Annotated in this window: 20 protein-coding genes and 3 pseudogenes; 11 read left to right on the top strand and 12 right to left on the bottom strand. The window is 55.1% G+C overall.

Annotation, left to right across the window (positions count from 1 at the left end):
- Window positions 1–828 precede the first annotated feature (828 nt).
- A pseudogene (locus ACFL9S_RS07145) lies at window positions 829–1,017 on the bottom strand (resolvase); the annotation flags it as partial.
- Window positions 1,018–1,453: 436 nt separating this feature from the next.
- Between ACFL9S_RS07145 and ACFL9S_RS07140 the strand changes: the two are divergent.
- A complete protein-coding gene (locus ACFL9S_RS07140) occupies window positions 1,454–1,693 on the top strand; it encodes a ParD-like family protein (RefSeq protein WP_405261139.1) in 240 nt (79 codons plus the stop codon).
- A gap of 5 nt (window positions 1,694–1,698) precedes the next feature.
- Complete coding sequence (map, locus tag ACFL9S_RS07135; protein WP_405261138.1) at window positions 1,699–2,478, top strand: type I methionyl aminopeptidase; 780 nt, start codon at window positions 1,699–1,701, stop codon at window positions 2,476–2,478.
- A 43-nt stretch (window positions 2,479–2,521) separates the two neighbouring features.
- On the opposite strand, the gene ACFL9S_RS07130 is transcribed toward map, so the two are convergent.
- The 7 genes from ACFL9S_RS07130 to ACFL9S_RS07100 form a co-directional block, all read right to left on the bottom strand.
- Entirely contained in the window at window positions 2,522–3,625 is a 1,104-nt protein-coding gene (locus tag ACFL9S_RS07130) for an alkylhydroperoxidase domain protein (RefSeq protein ID WP_405261137.1), read from the bottom strand.
- On the bottom strand, window positions 3,622–4,653 hold the full coding sequence (locus ACFL9S_RS07125) for a putative FMN-dependent luciferase-like monooxygenase (protein ID WP_405261136.1): 1,032 nt from the start codon (window positions 4,651–4,653) through the stop codon (window positions 3,622–3,624). The genes ACFL9S_RS07130 and ACFL9S_RS07125 overlap by 4 nt, the downstream gene beginning before the upstream one ends.
- The gene (locus ACFL9S_RS07120) at window positions 4,650–6,269 is read right to left on the bottom strand and encodes a dipeptide ABC transporter ATP-binding protein (protein ID WP_405261135.1); all 1,620 of its coding nucleotides are present in this window, start codon (window positions 6,267–6,269) and stop codon (window positions 4,650–4,652) included. Before ACFL9S_RS07120 ends, ACFL9S_RS07125 begins: the two co-directional genes overlap by 4 nt.
- Window positions 6,266–7,126: an ABC transporter permease gene (locus tag ACFL9S_RS07115; protein ID WP_405261134.1), complete on the bottom strand. Its 861-nt coding sequence runs from the start codon at window positions 7,124–7,126 to the stop codon at window positions 6,266–6,268. Before ACFL9S_RS07115 ends, ACFL9S_RS07120 begins: the two co-directional genes overlap by 4 nt.
- A complete protein-coding gene (locus tag ACFL9S_RS07110) occupies window positions 7,123–8,067 on the bottom strand; it encodes an ABC transporter permease (RefSeq protein ID WP_405261133.1) in 945 nt (314 codons plus the stop codon). The genes ACFL9S_RS07115 and ACFL9S_RS07110 overlap by 4 nt, the downstream gene beginning before the upstream one ends.
- 6 nt (window positions 8,068–8,073) lie before the next feature.
- The gene (locus ACFL9S_RS07105) at window positions 8,074–9,696 is read right to left on the bottom strand and encodes a TIGR04028 family ABC transporter substrate-binding protein (RefSeq protein WP_405261132.1); all 1,623 of its coding nucleotides are present in this window, start codon (window positions 9,694–9,696) and stop codon (window positions 8,074–8,076) included.
- A 113-nt stretch (window positions 9,697–9,809) separates the two neighbouring features.
- Window positions 9,810–10,256 carry a winged helix-turn-helix transcriptional regulator gene (locus ACFL9S_RS07100; protein WP_405261131.1) on the bottom strand — a complete coding sequence of 149 codons (447 nt, stop codon included), beginning with the start codon at window positions 10,254–10,256 and terminating at the stop codon, window positions 9,810–9,812.
- An 87-nt stretch (window positions 10,257–10,343) separates the two neighbouring features.
- Here ACFL9S_RS07100 and ACFL9S_RS07095 point away from each other — a divergent pair, with 87 nt between their 5' ends.
- Genes ACFL9S_RS07095 through ACFL9S_RS07085 form a run of 3 tightly spaced genes read left to right on the top strand, consistent with a single transcriptional unit; the run spans window position 10,344 to window position 12,236 of the window.
- Complete coding sequence (locus tag ACFL9S_RS07095) at window positions 10,344–11,546, top strand: MFS transporter (protein ID WP_405261130.1); 1,203 nt, start codon at window positions 10,344–10,346, stop codon at window positions 11,544–11,546.
- Window positions 11,543–11,752, top strand: coding sequence for a hypothetical protein (locus tag ACFL9S_RS07090; RefSeq protein WP_405261129.1), 210 nt, complete (start codon window positions 11,543–11,545; stop codon window positions 11,750–11,752). Before ACFL9S_RS07095 ends, ACFL9S_RS07090 begins: the two co-directional genes overlap by 4 nt.
- Before the next feature lie 7 nt (window positions 11,753–11,759).
- A complete protein-coding gene (locus ACFL9S_RS07085) occupies window positions 11,760–12,236 on the top strand; it encodes a pyridoxal-dependent decarboxylase (RefSeq protein ID WP_405261128.1) in 477 nt (158 codons plus the stop codon).
- Window positions 12,237–12,274: 38 nt separating this feature from the next.
- Here ACFL9S_RS07085 and ACFL9S_RS07080 read toward each other — a convergent pair whose 3' ends face one another.
- A complete protein-coding gene (locus ACFL9S_RS07080) occupies window positions 12,275–12,679 on the bottom strand; it encodes an H-NS family nucleoid-associated regulatory protein (protein WP_405261127.1) in 405 nt (134 codons plus the stop codon).
- Window positions 12,680–14,091: 1,412 nt separating this feature from the next.
- Between ACFL9S_RS07080 and ACFL9S_RS07075 the strand changes: the two genes are divergently transcribed.
- From ACFL9S_RS07075 to ACFL9S_RS07060, 4 genes and pseudogenes are all read left to right on the top strand, one after another.
- The gene (locus ACFL9S_RS07075) at window positions 14,092–15,198 is read left to right on the top strand and encodes a tyrosine-type recombinase/integrase (RefSeq protein WP_405261126.1); all 1,107 of its coding nucleotides are present in this window, start codon (window positions 14,092–14,094) and stop codon (window positions 15,196–15,198) included.
- A gap of 1 nt (window position 15,199) precedes the next feature.
- The gene (locus tag ACFL9S_RS07070) at window positions 15,200–15,850 is read left to right on the top strand and encodes a Qnr family pentapeptide repeat protein (protein ID WP_405261125.1); all 651 of its coding nucleotides are present in this window, start codon (window positions 15,200–15,202) and stop codon (window positions 15,848–15,850) included.
- A gap of 274 nt (window positions 15,851–16,124) precedes the next feature.
- On the top strand, window positions 16,125–16,931 hold the full coding sequence (locus ACFL9S_RS07065; RefSeq protein WP_405261124.1) for a DUF1460 domain-containing protein: 807 nt from the start codon (window positions 16,125–16,127) through the stop codon (window positions 16,929–16,931).
- Between the two features lie 87 nt (window positions 16,932–17,018).
- Window positions 17,019–17,182, top strand: a pseudogene (locus ACFL9S_RS07060) (3'-5' exonuclease); the annotation flags it as partial.
- Window positions 17,183–17,217: 35 nt separating this feature from the next.
- Here the strand turns inward: ACFL9S_RS07060 and ACFL9S_RS07055 are convergent.
- Window positions 17,218–17,610 carry a hypothetical protein gene (locus ACFL9S_RS07055; RefSeq protein WP_405261123.1) on the bottom strand — a complete coding sequence of 131 codons (393 nt, stop codon included), beginning with the start codon at window positions 17,608–17,610 and terminating at the stop codon, window positions 17,218–17,220.
- Window positions 17,611–18,066: 456 nt separating this feature from the next.
- Between ACFL9S_RS07055 and ACFL9S_RS07050 the strand changes: the two genes are divergently transcribed.
- Both ACFL9S_RS07050 and ACFL9S_RS07045 read left to right on the top strand, forming a co-directional pair.
- A complete protein-coding gene (locus ACFL9S_RS07050) occupies window positions 18,067–18,597 on the top strand; it encodes a MarR family winged helix-turn-helix transcriptional regulator (protein ID WP_405261122.1) in 531 nt (176 codons plus the stop codon).
- A complete protein-coding gene (locus ACFL9S_RS07045; RefSeq protein ID WP_405261121.1) occupies window positions 18,594–19,790 on the top strand; it encodes an FAD-dependent monooxygenase in 1,197 nt (398 codons plus the stop codon). Before ACFL9S_RS07050 ends, ACFL9S_RS07045 begins: the two co-directional genes overlap by 4 nt.
- 169 nt (window positions 19,791–19,959) lie before the next feature.
- Here ACFL9S_RS07045 and ACFL9S_RS07040 read toward each other — a convergent pair whose 3' ends face one another.
- Window positions 19,960–20,136 (bottom strand): hypothetical protein, encoded by a 177-nt coding sequence (locus ACFL9S_RS07040; RefSeq protein ID WP_405261120.1) that lies wholly within the window; start codon window positions 20,134–20,136, stop codon window positions 19,960–19,962.
- Between the two features lie 17 nt (window positions 20,137–20,153).
- Window positions 20,154–20,393: pseudogene (locus tag ACFL9S_RS07035) on the bottom strand (Tn3 family transposase); the annotation flags it as partial.
- Window positions 20,394–20,456 lie beyond the last annotated feature (63 nt).

The raw sequence follows: 20,456 nt of genomic DNA, 5'->3' as shown, positions 1-20,456 counted from the left end.
TAAATAAAAAATGGATGCTAACGTGCTGAACGACAGCACTCTTTCTTGGTTGTTAACTGCCCGGAGCCTCCCCTTAAAAAGGGGGAGGCTCCGGGATATCATGTCATGCGCGGGATATGCTGCATCGGTGTGTAGCCGTCAGCGACATATAGTGTGGGCCGCGCTCACTTCCAAAAAAACCACTCTATTGACATATTACATTGAGCTTTATTGAGAGGAAAATTTATTTTAGGATTATTCTTATCTTTCTTTTCAACCCGAAGCCAGTTGTCCGTAAGACCCTTGTTCTATACAGTCACAAGACTGATTTTTTACCCTGTAAAATCATCGTTAGCCAATGCTGGCTTTCGTCTGGTTAAACTTTACACCGGCATCAAGAGTCGCAATACTGCCGTCATTAGCCAGTTGCTGAATCTGTTCATGCACAGTCTCTGCCATGGCGACCAACCCTTCCCGTCATCGTTCTTTCAATGCTAAGACCGTTTGTCGTTATCGACAAAAACTGGCCACGACTTTAGCGTTTTTTCTGAACATGTGTTCAGATTCGTTGGGTGTTAAACCGACATTATATTGATGAGGCCTGAGCTGACTGTAATACACAATTTTTTCTGCAGAATAGCTGTAATTATGTATTAATTAACGGGTGTGGTTAACTGTGAAAAAATATATTTCGTTTCATGATTACTTTTTTAAAAATCATCACCGAAATAAATTTTCATCAACTGAACTCCATTTTTTACAGAAAACCCTTACTTCCGGTTTTTTATCATGTAAATACCTGGAATGGTTCCTTTCCATCCTAAGCCGGAGTAGATGTCTAATCTGCTATTTCAACGTTATCCAGCCGCTGTTGCTCAGGCGGGTCAGACGGTCTGTTTTTTGGACCAGTAAAATATCATTACGCTGTCTGCCCCCCAGTAAATACCCTCTTTCCTGAACGAACAGCTCCAGCATCTCTTCTGCCTCAAGGGCATACTGGGTTTCCGTCGATGATCTTAAATAACCCCTGATGAAAATTTTTACACCCTGTATTCGCATGTGGGTCATATCATTAATAGTGTGCTGTCACGTCTTTTATAGCGCCAGGATACACCCTGTTACAATGGCATTTTTTGTTTATCAGACAGTCTCATCGTACAAGGTATCCTCATAATAAAACTGCCCCCCGTCACGACGGGTGACAGCGGAAAACTTCAAATTCTGCCCTATGGTAATCAAACATTCGGGGTTAATCTGGCGGCACAGTGCCCCAAAGACTTTACTCTGGTACGCGGCCAGTTAGTATCGTAGTTTATATTAGTCTGGAGTCGAAATACGCTATTTTTATAATAGAGGTTCGTATCGATGAAAGTATAAAATCATCTTTTCAGGTGTGGTTTTTTTGAAGGTTTGATAGCCGTTACCCCAAAAATCTGCCAATATACGTTCCATATATGTTTCGTATGGGTGCCTTATGGGAATCGTCAAAATCTCCGATCTGATGCATGAGAACCTGCGCATCGCCAGCCAGGCGATGAGCCGTTCAATCAATTCACAGGCAGAGCACTGGTTAAAAATCGGCATGCTGGCCGAGCTTTATCCCACGCTCACGCATCATGAACTGGCCAGAGCGCTGGTGCAGGCAGAGCTGGATGGCGGGATGGAGATGGCCCGTATTCTCAATGGCTGTGTGAAAACAGAAAAGGCGGTCTGAAAACGATGGTAACTCTCCACTCTGCTGATGAAATCGAACGCGCACGCGCAGCGGGTCATGCCGCCGCACAGGTCCTGGCAATGATTGTTCCCTTTGTGCAGGCCGGTGTGACGACCGATGAACTGGATCGGCGCTGTCATGATTATATTGTCAATGAGCTGGGCATCATCCCGGCGAACATTGGCTATCACGGCTACACCCGCACCCTGTGTACCTCCGTTAATCACGTGGTGTGCCACGGCATCCCGGATAATAAGGCGTTGCAAGACGGTGACATCGTGAATATTGATGTCGCGGTGATCAAAGAGGGCTGGTTCGGCGATACCAGCCGCATGGTGTTTGTCGGGAAACCTTCCGAACAGGCGCGCCTGCTGGTTGAGGTCACTTACCAGTCACTGCTGGCGGGGATCCGCGCGGTACGCCCGGGTGCCCGGCTGGGAGATGTGGGGGCAGCCATCCAGCAGGTGGCGGAAAAAGCCGGTTTCTCGGTGGTGAGAGACTACTGCGGGCATGGTATTGGCCAGATTTATCACGATACGCCGGATGTGCTGCACTACGGCACGCCGGGCCGCGGAATACGGCTGAAGCCGGGAATGATTTTTACCATTGAACCGATGATCAATGCCGGAAAGGAAGAGACCGATGTGCTGTCTGATGACTGGACGGTGGTGACGCTGGATGGTTCGCTGTCCGCACAGTGGGAGCACACGATCGCAGTGACGGAAACGGGGTTCGATTTGCTGACGCCGTGGCCGGATGGTACGGGGCAGTACCCGGCGGTGTAAACAACAGGGTGAAGCCGCTTCACCCTGTTTTACGCGCTGCGATTTACGCGGCGGGCACGAAAGGTTCGCCCAGCGTCAGCATCAGGCGGTTGGCCCAGGCGAAGAACGCGGTGGATTGCACCAGATCGAGCAGTTCCAGCTCGCTCAGGCCCAGATCGCGCAGGGTGCTCAACTGTGCCAGACGCGGTGTTGGCGGGGTGGCCGAGAGTGATGCGGCAAGATCAATGATTGCCAGCCAGCGGGCATCCTGATCGGCCGCCAGCGGCTGGCCCGGTGCGATATCAATAAAACGCTGCACATCTTCCGGCTGCTTCGACAGTTGTCCCGCCTTACGGGCATGAACAGAGGCGCAGTAGATGCAGCCGTTCACTTTACTGGCCACCGTTGCAGCCAGTTCACGCTCTTTGCGCGGCAGCCCGCCTGCCGTATAGAAAATCCCTTTGTCCGTCAGTGTACGCTGTTCCAGCAGCGGCAGGTTGCGCCCCAGCAGGCGGAAATAGTCAGAATCACTGTGACCAAATTTTGCCAGCGTGGCCTGCTCCACTGCATTAAATTCAGCCAGCGGTTTGGCGGCCAGCCACGGCTCCCAGCCCAGTTCATCGCGGGTGAAGAGCACCGGAGCCTGCTGACCACTTAGCGTCAGTGGTTCAGTGCGCCAGACGGCGGCCGGGGTACGCTCAACGCTGCCTGCGGCCACGTCTTCGCCACCCAGCAGGCGGAAGCCACGCAGCAGACGGCTCTGGAAGCTGACAAACGCCACCAGCTGTGACAACGTCACGATAGCGGCGGCTGACCAGCCCGCCTGTTCCAGCTCGCGCAGATGCGCAGGCTCCGCGGCAGCGGGTTTAAACGTCAGTCGCTCCGCGTGAGCCAGTGCGCTCTGCCACTTCGCTTCCGGCTGCGCTCCGGCCTGGCGTGCAGCGTAATGCTCTGCCAGGCGCGGTTCGCCGTGCCAGTGGGCAACCTGCTGGGCAATCGCCAGCCGCGCGGTCAGGGGGAAGTCATCGCCATTCTGCGCAGAAAACAGCACATCGTAGCTACCCTGGGTATGTTCAGTGGCGGCATCACGCGTCTGGCGTGCGGCGGCCAGTGCGCTCTCCGGGGCGATCCCGGCCAGCTGTTGCAGTAAATCAGTGGACTGTGTCATACGGTCTCCTTGTGGGATAAGGCGGTAACAGGGGGGCGCCAGCCTAGCGCCGGGGCGACGTCAGTGGCCAGCAGCTCAATGGATGTCAGGATCTGCTCGTGCGGTGGATCGATAGAATGGACCTGGAACGACACGTCAGTAACGCGGGTTAGGGCGGTATCGCGTTGCAGGGAGGCCACCACCTGTTGCGGCGTGCCGAGATGCACATCGAACGCGGCAATATAATCGTCCAGCGTGTTCCCCGGCACCACGTGGCCCGCCGCGCGATGTTGCGCAGCCTGTGCCGTCAGGCCCGATAGCGCCAGGCGACGAGCTTCCGCCCCGTCGCGACTGACGAAAGCCGTGCGCGAGGCGAGAATGCGCGGTGCCGTTCCGGCGGGTAGCGCAGCGAGATAGGCATCGATCATTGGATTCTGTATCTCATCCAGCGGCAGCAGGGGATTACCCACCGGGCGCGGCTGCGTGCGCGACAGCATCAGGCCATGACCTGCCGCGCCGGCGCGTGCGGCGCCAGCCACAGAGAAGGTCGCCTGCCAGATGCGTTCTGCCAGCTGTGGTGCGGCCGGGTAGAGCCGGTTGTTGTCATGGCCCAGCGGTTCATCGCCCCAGGCCTGCAACAGGGTGTTCAGACCGGTATTAAACGCGGCGGCGCGCTCATCAAAGGTCAATCCGAACGGCAGAAATGAAGTATGCGTCCCGCCGGAACCCAGCCCCAGCTCCAGACGCTGGTGGCTCAGCAGGTCGAGCACGGCGGCGTCTTCTGCCACGCGCAGGGCGTTTTCCATCGGCAGGGTAATAATGGCCGTGCCCAGGCGGATACGCGTGGTCTGTGCCGCCACGCTGGCAAGAAACAGCAGCGGAGAAGGAAGCCCGCCTTCGTGCTCATGAAAGTGGTGCTGGGCGATCCAGGCGGTATCATAGCCCCAGCGTTCCGCGTGCTGGATCTGCAGAGTGGCGAGGCGATAGCGTTCTCCGGCGTTGGTTTTATCCAGCAGGCGGGTGAAAAACCCAAGGCGTTTGGTGGTCATGCGGTTTCCTTAGCGCGAGTCAGCGCAGGGATGGCGGCGATCAGTTCACGGGTATAATCGCTGGCCGGAAGCGAGAAAATGTCGGAAGTATTGCCGCAGTCAACCTGTTGCCCGGCACGCAGTACCGAAACACGGTGCGCCAGCTGGCGAACCGTGGCGAGGTCGTGAGAAATAAACAGATAGGTCAGCCCCAGCTCCTGCTGCAACTGTTGCAGCAGCGTGAGGATCTGCGCCTGAATAGTGACATCCAGCGCGGAGGTGGCTTCATCCAGCACCAGGATCTGCGGGCGCAGCACCAGCGCCCTGGCAATAGCCACACGCTGGCGCTGGCCGCCGGAAAGTTCATGAGGTTTACGATCCAGCAGGGCGAGGGGCAGCGCCACGCGGCTGGCGACCTCTTCAACCCGCTGGCGGCGTTCTTCATGACTGACCGGGGCAAAGTTCAGCAGAGGCTCTTCAATCACCCGGAACAGCGTCTGGGAGGGATCGAGTGAGGCAAACGGATTCTGGTACACCAGCTGGATCTTCTGGCGCAGCTGGCGCAGGGCTTCACCGCGCAGTGAACTGACATCGATGCCATCCAGCACCACGCGCCCGCTGTCAGCCTGCTGGAAGCCCAGCAGAATGCGGGCGAGGGTGGTTTTGCCAGAACCGGACTCACCGACCAGCGCATGCGTGGTGCCCCGTGCCACGCTGAACGACACGTTGTTCAGCGCCTGAAAACCTTCCTCTTTGCCGAGAGAGAAGTATTTGTTCAGGCCGCTGATCTCGATGGCGGGCTGGGAAAAATCAGCGTCAGGTGGCGTAGCCAGCGCACCAGAAAGCGCCGGTGCATCGGCAAACAGCTGGCGCGTATAGGCATGCTGCGGATGGTGGATAATCGCCCCGGTACTGCCCTGTTCCTGAATTTCCCCCTGGCGAAACACCAGGATGCGGTCGGCGCGTGCGGCGGCTACTGCCAGGTCGTGGGTGACAAACAGCACAGCCGTGCCGGACTCGCGCCGCAGCTCGTCAATCAGATCCAGAATGCGTTTTTGTACCGTCACGTCGAGCGCGCTGGTGGGCTCATCCGCAATGATCAGGGCCGGTTTCAGCGCAATGGCGATGGCGATCAGCACCCGCTGTTTCATCCCGCCGGAAAGCTGGTGCGGGTATTGCCGGGTGCGCTGTTCAGGATGCGACAGGCCGACGCGGGTGAGCAGGGCAATCACCCGTGCTTCGCGTTCCCGGCGTGACAGTCGTTCATGCAGCAGCAGGATCTCACCCACCTGGTCGCCAATGGTCTTCACCGGGTTCAGTGAACTGCCGGGGTCCTGTGGGATCAGGCTGATGCTGGCACCGCGCAGGGCATCCAGGCGCTTCTGCGACCAGTGAGTGATCTCGGTGCCGTTGAGCCAGATTTTGCCACTCTCGCGCTCACCATTTTGCGTCAGCAGGCCGATAATCGCCTGCGCGGTGGTGGTTTTACCGGAGCCGGATTCGCCCACCAGTGCCACCACTTCGCCACGGTTCACCTGGAAGGAAACATTGTGAACCACGCGTTTGTGCTGCTGACCGCTGCGGTAGGCGATATTGAGGTTCTCGATTTGCAGTACCGGGGGTAGGGATTCGCTCACCGGCGGCCTCCTGAATAGTGATGGCTGATACGGTTAGCGGCCAGTACCACTGCCACGACGATCACGCCGGGGAAGGTCGTCAGCCACCAGGCGGTGGAGATGTAATTACGGCCTTCGGCAATCAGCAGGCCCCATTCCGGGGTCGGCGGCGGCGTACCGTAGCCAAGAAAACTCAGGGTGGAAATGGCCAGGATCGCGCTGCCGAACTGTAGCGCAGAGAACGCCAGCACCGGGGTCAGGGAATTCGGCAGAATATGGCGCCACAGTACCGCGATAAAGGTGCCACCGCTGCCGCGTGCGGCTTCAACATATTCTGAGTGACGGACGCGCACCACTTCCGAACGGGCCAGGCGTGCGAAATTCGCTACCGAGGTAATGCCGACGGCAATGGCGGCGTTGACCGTGCCAAAGCCGAGCAAAATAATAATGCTTAACGACAGCAGCAGGCCGGGGATCGCCAGCAGCACGTCGACCAGACGCATAATCACGCCTTCGCTGCGCCCGCCCAGCGATCCGGCGGCCACTCCCAGCAAGGTGCCGATCGTCAGGCCCAGCGCCACGGCCACCAGTGCGCCGCTCAGTGAATGGGAAGCACCCCAGACGATGCGTGCATAGACATCACGGCCCAGCTGATCCGTACCCAGCCAGTGACCCGCCTGCGGTGCCAGACGTTGCGCACCGGCGACGCCTTCCGTGCTGCTCCAGTCGGTGAACCAGCCGGGCACCAGCGCCCAGAGGATCACCAGAATCATCACCGCCCATGCCAGCGTCAGCCCTGGGTTCAGGCGCTGATACCACCCGCTGCCGGCGCGGCGCGGACGGGTTCCTGTGATGCTGTTGACATCCACCAGGCTCATGATATCGCCCTCGTAAAATGTTTCAGACGCGGATCGAGCAGCGGTGAGAACAGATCGACCAGCAGGTTAATCAGCACAAACCCGGTCGCGGAAATCATCACCACCGCCTGTAATACCGCCACATCCTGATTATTGACCGCCTGCTGCGTCAGCTGGCCAAGGCCGCTGAGACCAAAGACCGTTTCGGTGATCAGTGCCCCGGCAATCAATTCACCGAGCAGCAGCCCGGCGATAGTCAGTACCGGTAACAGTGCGTTGCGCGCCACGTGATGCCAGAGCACGCGCCGCTGGCTGGCGCCTTTGGCACGCGCGACTGCCACAAACGGCTGGGTCTGCACCTGGTCGATACTGCGGATCAGGATCTGCGCCAGCGGGGCCGAAATGGGTACTGCCAGCGTCATCACCGGCAGGATCAGCCCAACCCATTCGCCGGGGTTAATTATCGGTATCCAGCGCAGCTGGAAGGAGAACACCTGGATCAGGGCAATCCCCAGCCAGAAGGTGGGCAGCGAGATAAACAGCGACGGCAGCGCCTGCAGGGCATTGCGCAACCAGCGCAGGCCCACCAGGCTGGAGGAGAAGGCGATCAGTACCGCCAGCAGGGTTGCCAGCAGGAACCCCGGCACGGCCAGGCGCAGGGTGGCGGGGAAATTCTCCGCCAGAAGCTCACTGACCGGCACCCCGGCCTGCACGGAAAAACCGAAGTCACCGTGCAGCATGCTGGCGAGCGTATGCAGATACTGCTGCCAGAGCGGGGTGCTGGCACCGTAGGCCTGGCGCATCTCTTCAATCTGTGCCGGGCTGAGGCCAAGGTCAGGATTCTGAAACTTAATCAGGATCGCATCGCCGGGCAGCACCTGGAGCAGAAAGAAGGAGACAGTAAACGCCGCCCACAGTACAAGCACTGCCTGCCCCAGCCGCCGGGTAAGATAACCGGTCATGGTGGCTTACCCCCGTTTTTCCAGCCAGACAGCATAGAAGCTTGGACGGCCGACGGCTTCAAACGTCAGACCCTTCAGCCACGGCGCACCCGCAAACACCTGCGGCTCTTCGAAAATAGGGATGTTATAGGCGTTATCGATCAGATAGCGCTGGGCGTCACCCGTCAGCGCCAGACGCTTTTTCGCATCGGTTTCGCTGGCGATGCCGTCCAGAATGGCGTTCAGTTTGTCGTCGCGGAAGTTTTTCACCAGGCTGCTGGAGCCACCTTTCTGCAGCAGTGCATCACGCACGGTCGGATAGAATGAGCTTTTCACCACATCCGGGTCGGCGCGGCCCACTTCGGTCACATTGATCGGGGTTTTCAGCGGATCCAGGCTGTCGACAGTTTTGCTGCCCGCATCGCCCGCACGCACAGTCAGGGTAACGCCGACCTGCTTCCACTGCTGGGCGACCAGCTGTAAGACTTCTTTATTCTGCGGTTGTGGCAGGGACTCATACACCGCCAGCGCCAGCTTGTTACCGTCTTTCTCACGGATACCGTCGCTGCCTGGCTTCCAGCCTGCTTCATCCAGCAGTTTTTTTGCCAGTACCGGATCAAACGTCAGTTTATCGCTGAGGTCGACAAAGCCGGCGGCTGAGGTGGCCAGCACCGACTTCGCCTGCGGGTAGTTCGGTGAGAACAGCGTATCGACAATCTGTTTGCTGTTGGTGGCATGCAGCAGGGCTTTACGCACCTTCACATCGGCCACCAGCGGGTTATCCGGGCGGAAACTCAGGCTGTCGTTGACGCCACGCGTGGGTGCTGCATAAATCGGGAAGTTCTGCTGCTGTGCCTGCTTCTCATCATAAGCCTGCACCTGGCGGATGGCATCCGCCTGGCCCGCCAGCAGCGCACCGATGCGTACACTGTCTTCCGGCGTCACGATAATTTTGATGCCGTCGAGGTTCGCCCGTCCCTGCTGCGCGAGGCTTTTTGGCCCCCACTGATAATCTTTGCGCACCGTCAGGTCGACTTCACGCCCCAGCTTCTCACCGCTGACGACAAATGGCCCGGAACCGATGATGTGGCGGGCATCGCCCAGGGCATCAAAGTTACGTGCCAGGGTGCTGAGTGACACCAGGCCGGAACCGATGGTAGCGGTGCCCTGCAGGAAGCCCGGCGACGGCTTTTTAAAGAAGAATTTGACCGTCAGCGGGTCAACCACTTCGCTGTGATCGTAGTTATTGATCACCTCTGAAACCGGCAGGCGCTGGGCTTTATTTCCCAGGCCATAAGTATCGAAGTTTTTCGCCACGGCTGCGGCATCCAGCGGGGTGCCATCGGAGAAGGTGACGCCCGGACGGATTTTAAAGGTGTATTCGGTGTTGTCAGCGTTGCGGGTCCAGCTCTCTGCTATCCACGGCTCTACCTGCAGGGTTTCCGGGTTCTGCCAGGTCAGCTTATCGGTGATCTGGTTCAGAATGCCGCCGTTCGGATAGAAGCCACCTGCCGGAGGATAAAGATTGGTGTGAGCCTGCTGCTCCAGATAAACCAGCGTACCGCCCTGTACCGGCTTGTCTGCGGCCGATGCGGCGGTGGTCATGGCAATGGCCCCGGCAAGTGCCGTCAGGCGAAGAGAAACGCGCATGGTGAATTCCTTTATTGTCAGTGTGCTAAGTGGCTGACAATAAATATCAGGCCTGACAAGGGGTCAGGAGAACCAAGAAATTCATCTGGCTATTTGCGTTTTTTGCATAACGATCAGGCGTTTTTTTGCACACAGGTCATTTCAGGGGTCACCGCGTCTCCCTGCTGGTTACACACGCGCAGCGGTGCCAGCGGTTTGCCGCTGGTGGTTTCCAGTAAATCTGAGTGGGTTTCACCGGCGGCAAACAGGTGCTGTTCGCCAAACTGTTGCAGGGAAACAATCAACGGGAACAGGTCGTTAGCGCGATCGGTCAGCACATACTCCTGCCAGGCTGAGCCATCGGAGGCCGGTTGTACCCGCAGCAGTCCGGTCTCTACCAGCTTTTTCAGCCGATCGGCGAGGATATTGCGCGCCACGCCGAGGTTGCGCTGAAACTCGCTGTAGCGGCGCACGCCGTCAAACGCATCGCGCAGGATCATCAGCAGCCAGCGGTCGCCAATCAGATCAACACTGCGCGCGACCGGGCAGGACGACTGGCTGAGAGGTAAGCGGTCAGTCATGATTTTCTCCTCGTTAATTTGGTTGCATTTTAAAACCACTTGCGGCAATCTGCAAATGGTTTTAATTTGAAACCAATTGGAGATGAAATGAATACGCTGGCAGAGAAGAGTGCAGACAGTGCAGGTTTATCGTCATTTCAGGTGGGGCTGTTTGCCTGCAGCTGCGGCCTGAGCGTGGCGAACGTCTATTATGCTCAGCCACTGCTGGATGCGCTGGCGCACTCGTTTTCCATCACCTCTGCGGCCGTCGGTGGGGTGATTTTTGCCACTCAGGTGGGGTGCGCACTGGCGTTGTTGCTGCTGGTTCCGCTGGGGGATGTGTTCAACCGGCGTCGACTGATGCGCTATCAGCTTGCCGGATTAATTCTGGCGCTGTTACTGCTCTCGGCGGCCACACATATGCTGATGTTACTGGCATCGATGTTGCTGATTGGCATGCTGGGGACGGCAATGACGCAGGGCATGATTGCCTATGCCGCAGCGGCGGCCAGCCCGGAAACGCGCGGGCGTGTGGTGGGTGCCGTTTCCGGTGGTGTGGTGATCGGATTACTGCTGGCGCGAGCAGCTGCGGGCCTGGTGTCCGATATCACCGGCTGGCGCGGGGTTTACGTCTGTTCCGCGCTGGTGATGCTGCTGCTGGCGGCGATCCTGTGGCGCAGGCTGCCTGATTTACCCCCGACTGCGCCTGTGCGCTGGTCGCAGGTGATGTTTTCTCTCTGGCGACTGCTGCGTACTCATCGGGTGTTGCAGGTGCGCGGTATGCTGGCGCTGCTGATGTTTGCCAGTTTTAATATTTTCTGGAGTGCGCTGGTCCTGCTGCTGCGTGCTCCGCCCTGGCAATTGACGCACGGGCAGATTGGTGCGCTGGGGCTGGTGGGCGCGGTCAGCGCACTGATCGCTGGCCGTGCCGGACGTTGGGCAGACAAAGGACTTGCGGAACGCACCTCTGCGCTGGCGCTGGTGGTACTGCTGCTGAGCTGGCTGCCGCTGTGGCTGGGGGCGGGGTCATTGCTTCTGCTGGTGATCGGGATCCTGTTACTGGATGCGGGCGGACAGGCATTGCATGTCAGCAGTCAGAGTCTGATTTTTGCCAGTCAGCAGGAAGCCGCAGGCCGGTTGATTGCCGGTTATATGCTGTTTTATTCCGCTGGCAGCGGTGCCGGGGCGCTGATTTCCACCCAGGCGTTTGCCCGGGGAGGATGGGATGCGGTGTGTCTGTGCGGCGCCGCTGTCAGTCTGCTGGCGTTACTGTTTTGGGTGATGATGCGATTAACACGAGGTCAGTCATGAACGAACGGGAATTACTCTCTGATGCGGATGCACGTGCGCTGAGCTACAGCGCTTCACTGGCGACCCGACGGGTGTTTCCCGATGCTGCAGCGCTGGCCGGGCTGGTGCGTTTCGACGAAGCGTTGCCGGTAAACGGGTTGCCTGCAGAGCAGACGCTGGCGCTGCTGGACGACAGACGGGCACAAGTGGCTGAATACCCCTTATGACTGCGCCATGGCGATCTGCCGTCATCCGGGTGCGCTCTCCACGGCGATGAATGCCGAGGCGGTTTACTCTGTGGCATCACAGGATGCGCAAAAAAATCTGACGCTGGAGTTTTCGCGTCGCCCACGGGGTATTCCTGTCTGGGCGGCACTACGTACGTTGGGCCGTGAGGGCGTGGCCGCAATGGTTGAACAGCACTGTGCGCTGGCACGCCAGATCAGTACAGGACTACAGGAGGCTGGGTTCGAGATTTTGAACAGAGTGATACTCAATCAGGTTTTATTTCGTTCACAGGACGATGAACACACTCAACGCGTACGTGAAGCCGTTCAGGGGTCGGGAGATGTCTGGTTTTCAGGGACGTTATGGCAGGGAAAATCGGCATTACGCATCAGCGTATGTTCGTGGAGAACGCAAGAGGAGCATACGGTGAAGCTGGTGGTGTTATTAAAGCAATTGTGTCAGCAGACGCAGTTTGTCAGGTAAAAATGCATCCGGCCGCCTGTCTGGCGGCCGGTTGGCATTTACTTGATCAGGAAATCTTCAAGTTTCTTGCCGGCATCCAGTGCCTGCTTAATCACAGCCGGGGTACGGCCCTGACCAGTCCATGATTTCTGCTCGCCATTTTCATCAGTATATGAATACTTGGCTGGGCGTGGAGCACGTTTAGCGCGTGTCTTGCCAGTTGTATTATCTGCAGCAGTCAGTTCGCTTAAGTCGATACCGTCTTCCAACAGCATCTGGCGGTATTTAGCCAGTTTCTCTTCTTTTTCTTTAATCTCAGAAGCAATAGTGGCTTCTGAGTCACGTCTTTCGTTCACTACCGCTTCAAGTTTTTCCAGCATCTCTTCCAGTTCAACTAAAGACACTTCACGAGACTGGGCACGAAGGGTGCGAATATTATTTAATACTTTCAGCGTTTCGCTCATAACGGAATCCGTAACCTGTATGTTGGTTTAAATTAGTAACTATCGTCACGAGACTCAGTGTACAGACAAATGAAGAGTGAAAAAACACTAAATTAAAAAAATGTTAGTTCAAATGTTGTCTGGATACCATTTTACTCTGCTATTGGGTCGCTCTGGGGGTTCTTATATTTACAACTTATGGGATAAATCTTAACATTTCTTTTGATTGAGGCATTTTCTTCTGAAACTTCACCCCTATTTTCCATGTGTAAAACAGGCTATACCCCCCCCCATTGTGATCATTGCAATGTTCTGTAATAAAAGGGTTTTATTTCTATGTGATTTATTTTTCGGCATTTTGCATCGATTTCGTTATGGCACAACGCAATATCTCTGAGCACCGTAAGGCAGCCATAAGGTCATGATGTATTCCCGATTGGGAAATTGAACGAATTTGCCGAATCGATGCTGGTTCGACGGATTCTTATCCCTGTGCTGGCGGCAATTCATCCTGTTTTTCTATTTTTCCCCGAGCTGAGATGAGCATGAATGTTGCTTCAGGTATTATCACTGCTGGGTGAGGGAGGTTGTGACGGGGTCACAGACAAGAGGGACACGATTTTTCCTCGCTTGAGGGAGGGTTATAATCATTAGTTACAACATCCACAAAGTGAAATATAACCTCTTACGTGATTTCTTCAGCATAGCGATCTGGGTTTTTCAGTATAAAAAGGTGGGTTCTCTCACGAAACTTTGTTTCAGCGGGCCTTTTAGTCCTATATCCTGGTGGCGCGCTCTGCCGCAGGGCGGCTGAATTAACATAACAGGGTGCCAGCCACCCTGAATGAAAATAGATCGGTAAGTTTTGATATTTCGTTTCCCTGATTTTCTGTTGTTTGGCCATTTCATGCTTCGTTGAACCGGCTGCCGGACATTTTCTGTTCTCCCTCTCTTGTCAGCGACACGCCATTCCTTTGGCTTATTCTGGATTGTCGTAAATGGTGCTCGATGGGGCAATCAATGAGACTGTGGGAAACTGAATGCAGACATTGAACGGAGTGTTCATTATTCGATGCCACAATCAGTGCGCATACCCTGGAGGGGAAGGGGGACTTCAATTTCCATGTATCTCACCATTTAAAGGCAAAAAGAGTCTTCATTGTCCCCATCAGGCTAGACAGATGAGGTATCCGATCTGGCCGATGAAGGGTTAAATTACGGCGATGGGGCCTTGACTGATTTCATGAGTTCTCCTCTACAATAAAAATAAAGTAAAAGCATGGCGTAATCTTTATGACTCCAGACCTATTAAGTCTGGAGTCACTGGCTTTTACACGATAAAATCACTGTCTCTGCGGTTCAATACGGGTGGCGATCTCCCTGGAAGGTGACGATGAAAAAATCAGATGATAAAAGAATCCCAGGATTACAGGATGCCTGAATCCCGTAATCCTGAGATCCTTCCTTCTCCGCATGTCGGGCGGCATGTGGTGCTGTGGCTGAACGCAGTAAGCACCTCTTCACTGGTCGAGCTGGAATCCAGCGGTGATGAAGGGTCTGTGACGCAGGTTATGAAACTCTGGGTGCGGCTTTCGCTGCTGCAAACGCGCCGTCGCCCGGAGATCGCTATTTCGTCCTTACTGAAGCATGTGCTCCCCGTGATTGGTGAACGGCCACTGTCATCCATTACCCGCCTTCAGCTTAACCGCCTGTTTAATATTCTGATTGCCGATGGTAAAAAAGAAGAGGCGCGGCGAGTGTTTGCACTGTGTAAGCAGTTCTTTGCCTGGGCCGAGATGCAGGGCTATCTTGAGCACACGCCCCTCAGCGCGATGAAAAAACGTGATGTCGCGGGCAGAAGCGCACCGCCGGGTAGCCGCACGCTCAGCGATGCTGAAGTCTGGGTTTTCTGGCACGGCCTGGATGCCTGGGATCTCTCAGAACAGTGCCGATGGGCGCTGCGCCTTTGCCTGCTGACGGCCCGCAGGCCGGATGAAGTGGTGCAGGCGCGTAAAGAGGAGTTCAATCTCACGTCGGGTATCTGGCGGCAGGGCACCCGTAACAAATCGCAGCGCGAACACATTTTGCCACTGACGCCTCTGATGCGGGTTTGTATTCGCGCCCTGATGCAGTCCAGTCCGCAGGAATCGCCCTGGCTGGTGCCCTCACCCGTGACGTTGTCACAGCCATTGTCACGCGGGGCCATTACGCAGGCACTCCGGCGCATGATCCGCGCCGATCGGGGCCTCGGCATTGCCCCCTTTACCACCCGGGATTTACGGCGTAGCGCGCGTTCAAGGCTGGCTGCGCTCGATACGCCGAATGATGTCGCCCGTAAAATCATGAATCATGCGCTGGAAGGGATTGACCGGGTGTATGACACCCACAATTATCTGCCGCAGATGCAACACGCGCTGAATGCGTTGTCTGACAGTATTGAAAATATTATCGCCGCTGAGTCTTATCACCTGCTGGAGCATCGTTATCCTGGGGAAAAGCTTCAGCTCGATGAACGCGCACTGCTCTACATGGAACCTTAAAATGACCACGTCACCGGTTTATCGTAATGAAAAGTTCATCGCACGCCATTTCACGGGTAGCGTTGTGGAAAACACCCAGTTCATCAACTGCGATTTTTCGGGTTGCGACCTGACCGATACGCGGTTTCTTCACTGCCAGTTTTACGATCGGGAAAGTGAGCAGGGCTGTAACTTCAGCCGGGCAATACTGAAAGATGCCAGCTTTAAACACTGCGATATCTCGATGAATAATTTCCGTTCAGTCGACGCGTTGGGGATTGAGATCAGTGAATGCCGTGCGCAGGGGGCGGATTTTCGCGGGGCCAGCTTTATGAATATGATCACCACAAAGAGCTGGTTTTGCAGCGCCTGTATCACCAAAACTAACCTGAGTTATACCAACCTTTCCAAGGTGGTGCTGGAAAAATGCGAACTGTGGGAGAACCGCTGGGTGGGCGCCAATGTCCTTGGGGCGAGCTTCAGCGGCTCCGACCTCTCGGGCGGTGAGTTCAGCACGTTTGACTGGCGTTCGGCAAACTTCACTCACTGTGATTTGACCCGTTCCATCACCAGCGATCTCGACCTGCGTAACACGGACCTGGAAGGGGTGAAGCTGGACAGTGCTCAGGTCAGTATTCTGGTTGAAAGGCTCGGTATTATGGTGGTGGATTAAGTGTCTTCAGCCTGCACATCAGCAGGATCAGGCTGATGCCCATCCTGAGTGTTGCATAAAGGGCGAGATGTAGGTCTATGTGACAGCGGATGATCTCTTGTCTCATGCTCAGTTGCTAATCCATGTCGAAGCGTGCCAGGCCGTGTGATGCTCTTCACATTCCTCATTATCCGGGACCGTATTTTTCAACCAGGAATCAACCGAAGGCGCTTTTTGGTATTCATTACAATCATCTCCCTGAAAAATGAAAGTGGGATTTTTACCTTTCAGGGAGATGATTATGAAAGTCAATGCATGGACAGTTTTACTTATGTCAGCGTATCTGACGGCCTGTGCCGCATCCGGCACGGAAAAATATCAGACCATCATGGACAACACTACGGCGGAAAAAGTAGACCAGATTATCCGGTCAGATGTCATCCCTTCTTCAGGTGAAAAACACGGGGAAGTTATCAGCCGCGTATCATCTGCTTTTCTCGGTACCCCTTATCAGGCTGATACGCTCATCGGTGGGCCCGGCACCCCCGAAGCACTTGTCGTGAATTTCAACGGCGTGGACTGTTTTACCCTGGCAGATTACATCGAGGCTCTGACCCGCAGCCATGACGAGAAATCATTTCTGCATCATCTTGCGGAGGTTCGTTACACCAGGGGTAACGTTGGTTACCTTAGTCGTCGGCATTTCTTCTCCGACTGGTTCACCACCGCACCTCGCAATGTCCGGGACGTCACACCTGATATCAGCCCTGACTATGCCGTGGCTGACAAGCAGCTTAACCGCAAACCGGATGGGGGCGAGTACATCCCGGGGCTGGGCATTCATCCCCGTAAAATAAACTACATTCCCGGAAAAGCTATCAGTCAGCAGGTGCTGGGCCGCCTGAAAACCGGGGATTATGTCGGTGTCTACACTTCCCTTGAAGGTCTGGACGTTTCGCATGTGGGTATCGTGGTCCGTCACAACGGGCAGGTATGGTTCAGGAATGCTTCCTCGCTGGCCGCAAACAGAAAAGTGGTGGATTCACCCTTCCTGGAATATCTGCGCCCGAAACCGGGCATCGTTGTACTGCGGGCTGAGTGATCAGGCCATTACAGGATCTGCTGTATGAAGAAGTCCAGATCAGTCCTGATTTGGAAGCAGAAGGCGCCCGTGATGCTAGCATCAGGAAGTACAGAAGACGGAAAACGACCTCGTCTGTAAGAGCTGCATTCTCGCTGGGTCTGGTTTACGACACGGAGAAATCCCACAGCACCCTCTACGATATGGATCTGATGATGGAGTGCTTCTTCTTAGCGCGAGAGAAATACGACCTCTTTAAGCTGCCATTCTAACTGACTCATAAAACTGTGCCATATTCAGTATGTGCCTAATTGCATGGGTAAATCTTCGTAAGCGATAAAAGAGCGGCCAACTCAACAGGCTGCTCTTTCAATCTTTTAAGCCCCTCACCGTTTTCATTGCTTTGGACATAGCTTTTAATGGTTATATCCAAAAGATCTACATTTAAAAGTAACTTGCTTGGCATGCAGAAAAGTTGAGTTTGGTTTTGAAATTTAGCCATAGCATTGTAGTAATTGAAGCCGTTGGCCAGACCATTCATATATGTCTTGGTGGCATCAATCAATCCTTTGTCTGCCTGACCATTTGCATCTTCTTTTTGTAAATCAAGATATTCCTGAAGAGTGTTTGTACCTGATGATGCTGAAATTGCCGGAAGTGAAGCCAGAGAACATACAAGAGCCAAAGCGATCCTTTTCATCTTATTTTACCAATTTTCTTATTTTCTAATGTCATCTTTATAAAGTTAATTCTCCAAATTTTCAATGGTGCGATATGCCTGTTCAATTGTCTGTTTCCCCTATTTGGCTTTGGCACAATAGCTGCCATTACGAAGAGCTACACGCAAAACTATAGGGTAGATCTTCTACCGGGGTAGGGTCTTGGGTAAATATCTATGACAACGTGTGCCGCCCACGCACGGGACCCCATGTTTCACCTTTTTAAATCAAAACTTGACGCGGACATTAGATAGCTAAGGTAATTAGCTATTATGAAAGATGACCAGAAAATTCCGCGTTGGCCAATATTGCGGCTGGTGCAAGGTGCTACGGGCGCACTGATGCCACGCTGATCGTGCAATGGGTCGTCCTGTGCACTTTCCTGTCAGTCACTTTCTTATTTCCTGCTCAGACTCGCAACAATGGGGAACCCACTCATGCCTAAAAAAACATCGCCGGTTGCCGTGCCACTTGAAGACGTGCGAAGTCTTCCTGTCGCCGATAATCCGATTGGTCGTCAACTCCAGGAGATCACCGTGCTGACCCGCGCGGCGGCTGATCATCTTGGGACCACCCTTGGTATCAACCGCACTGACCTCGCTGCATTGGAACAGTTAATGACCAATGGTCCTCTGGCGCCGACTGAGCTTGCTTCACGGCTTAATGTGACCACCGCGGGTATTACGCTGGTCATCGATCGGCTCGAACGAGCCGGTCACGTTGTCCGCGAACGGCAGGCAGAAGACAAGCGTCGCGTTTTAGTTAAGCCGGTTCAGGCTTCAGTCGCACAAACCTATCGCCATCTCGGCCCAATGCTGATGTCTCTCAATACCGTACTGGACGCTCTGTCGCCGTCCGAGCACGCCCTGATTGAACAGTTTCTCAACCGAGTGATCAACGCGTACCGCACCACGCTGCCTGGTGCCACGACCGACTTAACATTATCGAAATTGGAAATTGAAGCATGAAAAAACGAAAAATCCTTGTGACCGGGGCCAGCATCGCTGGCCCGGCTGTGGCTTACTGGTTGGCCCGTCAAGGCATGGAAGTGGTCGTGATCGAGCGTGCGCCTGAATTCCGCGATGGGGGCCAAACCATCGATGTACGCGGTGCCGGGCGGACGGTGGTTCAGCGAATGGGGCTTGAAGAGGCTATTCGGGCCAATGACACGGGAGAAGATGGCATTGCCTTTGTCGACGAAAACAATGAGACCAGGGCTGAAATCGGCGTCGATGCCTATGCGGGGGAGGGCCCGATTGCCGAGCTTGAGATTTTGCGTGGCGAATTTGGCCGGCTCTTGATCGAGCACAGCCAGGATAAAGTGACCTATCGCTTCGGCGACAGTATCGAGGCGATCGAAGACGACGGTCGCCAAGTCCACGTCCGTTTTGCGCAGGGCAGCACGGAGACTTTTGACTGGGTAATCGCGGCTGAAGGTATCGGGTCGCATTCGCGCAATATTGTGTTTGGCGACGAGGTCAAACGCCGCAACCTTGATCTTTACACCGCTTATTTCACTCTACCGCGTGGCCCTACAGACGGAAACGTGATGCGTTGGTTCAACGCACCCGGTGGTCTCTGCGTGTGTCTGCGGCCCGATAATCTTGGCACGACGCGTGCGCTGATGTCTTTCCAGCAGCCACCGAGCGGGTATGAAAAGCTATCGCTCGACGAGCAGAAAGCCATGCTCAAGGAGAAATTCGGACATCTGGGCTGGGAAGTACCGCGTGTGCTATCGGCGCTTGACGACACGCCTGATCTTTATCTGGAGTCGATCGGACAGGTGAAGATGGATCGCTGGTCAAAGGGCCGCGTTGTGCTCGTAGGCGATGCGGCCTATTGCGCTTCGCCAATCAGCGGTATGGGTACGAGCCTGGCGCTGTGCGGCGCTTATGTGTTAGCGGGCGAACTCGGCCGCCATGCAGATCACGCCGATGCATTTGCGGCGTATGAGAAAATAATGCGGCCATTTGTCGATCAGGCACAGAGCGTACCAAAGTTTGCTCCGAGGCTTGCATCACCGCATTCACGTATTGGCATCTCCATTGGGTATGCGGTTTTACGAATGGCGAGCGCGCCGGGTTTCAAGACACTATTGAAACCTCTGCTGTCTCCTAAAGCTGATGCTATCGAGCTGCCTCATTATCAAATGCCTGACTAAGACGGACTGGCCCAGAAATGGGGCGGTGGCGAAGTCGCCTCAGCGGAGGGAATAAGGTTTATTGCTCCCCTCCGCAGAAGAGGCGATGTGACTGAAGAGGTTACCGGTGCTTAAGGTATCGATAACCTCTTCAGCGAAATGTATGTTGTAACTATATTGTGTTACCGATTTACCCCAGCTGCTCGCGCAGGGTATTGCCTTCATAGTCCTCACGATACAGGCCGCGCGCTACCAGCTGGCGACGCACATCTTCACGAAAAGCCTGCGCCAGCTCCGAGGTTTCCTGGCGGGTATAAATGGCATCGGCGGTTTCGGCGGCAAAGGCTTTACGGGGTTCGAGGTCCAATGATGTAAAAAACCACGTTAAAAGGTTAATTCATTGTTTATATTGAAATTTAACGGTCTTAACTCGCCCTTAAAAATATCTTCTGGTAACAAAAACGTATAATGCCCCAGCATCTTTATATGGCGATGTATCAGCGGCGACAATCTTGCCAGGTGCTCCCCCTCAGGAGTTTCCCCCGATTTGCGAAGATGTGACAACGCCTCCTGCATGTAAAGTGTATTCCACAGCACAACCGCATTGGTCACCAGACCCAGTGTAAGTACACCGCTTTTAGTTCCAGGCACTTTTTGAGATTTCCGGTTTCTCAGCCATCAGCCGGT

The sequence above is a fragment of the Erwinia sp. AnSW2-5 genome (assembly GCF_045107195.1).
Classification (GTDB): domain Bacteria; phylum Pseudomonadota; class Gammaproteobacteria; order Enterobacterales; family Enterobacteriaceae; genus Erwinia.
Note: the sequence above shows the minus strand (reverse complement) of the source record. Positions and strands in the feature narration are given on the sequence as shown.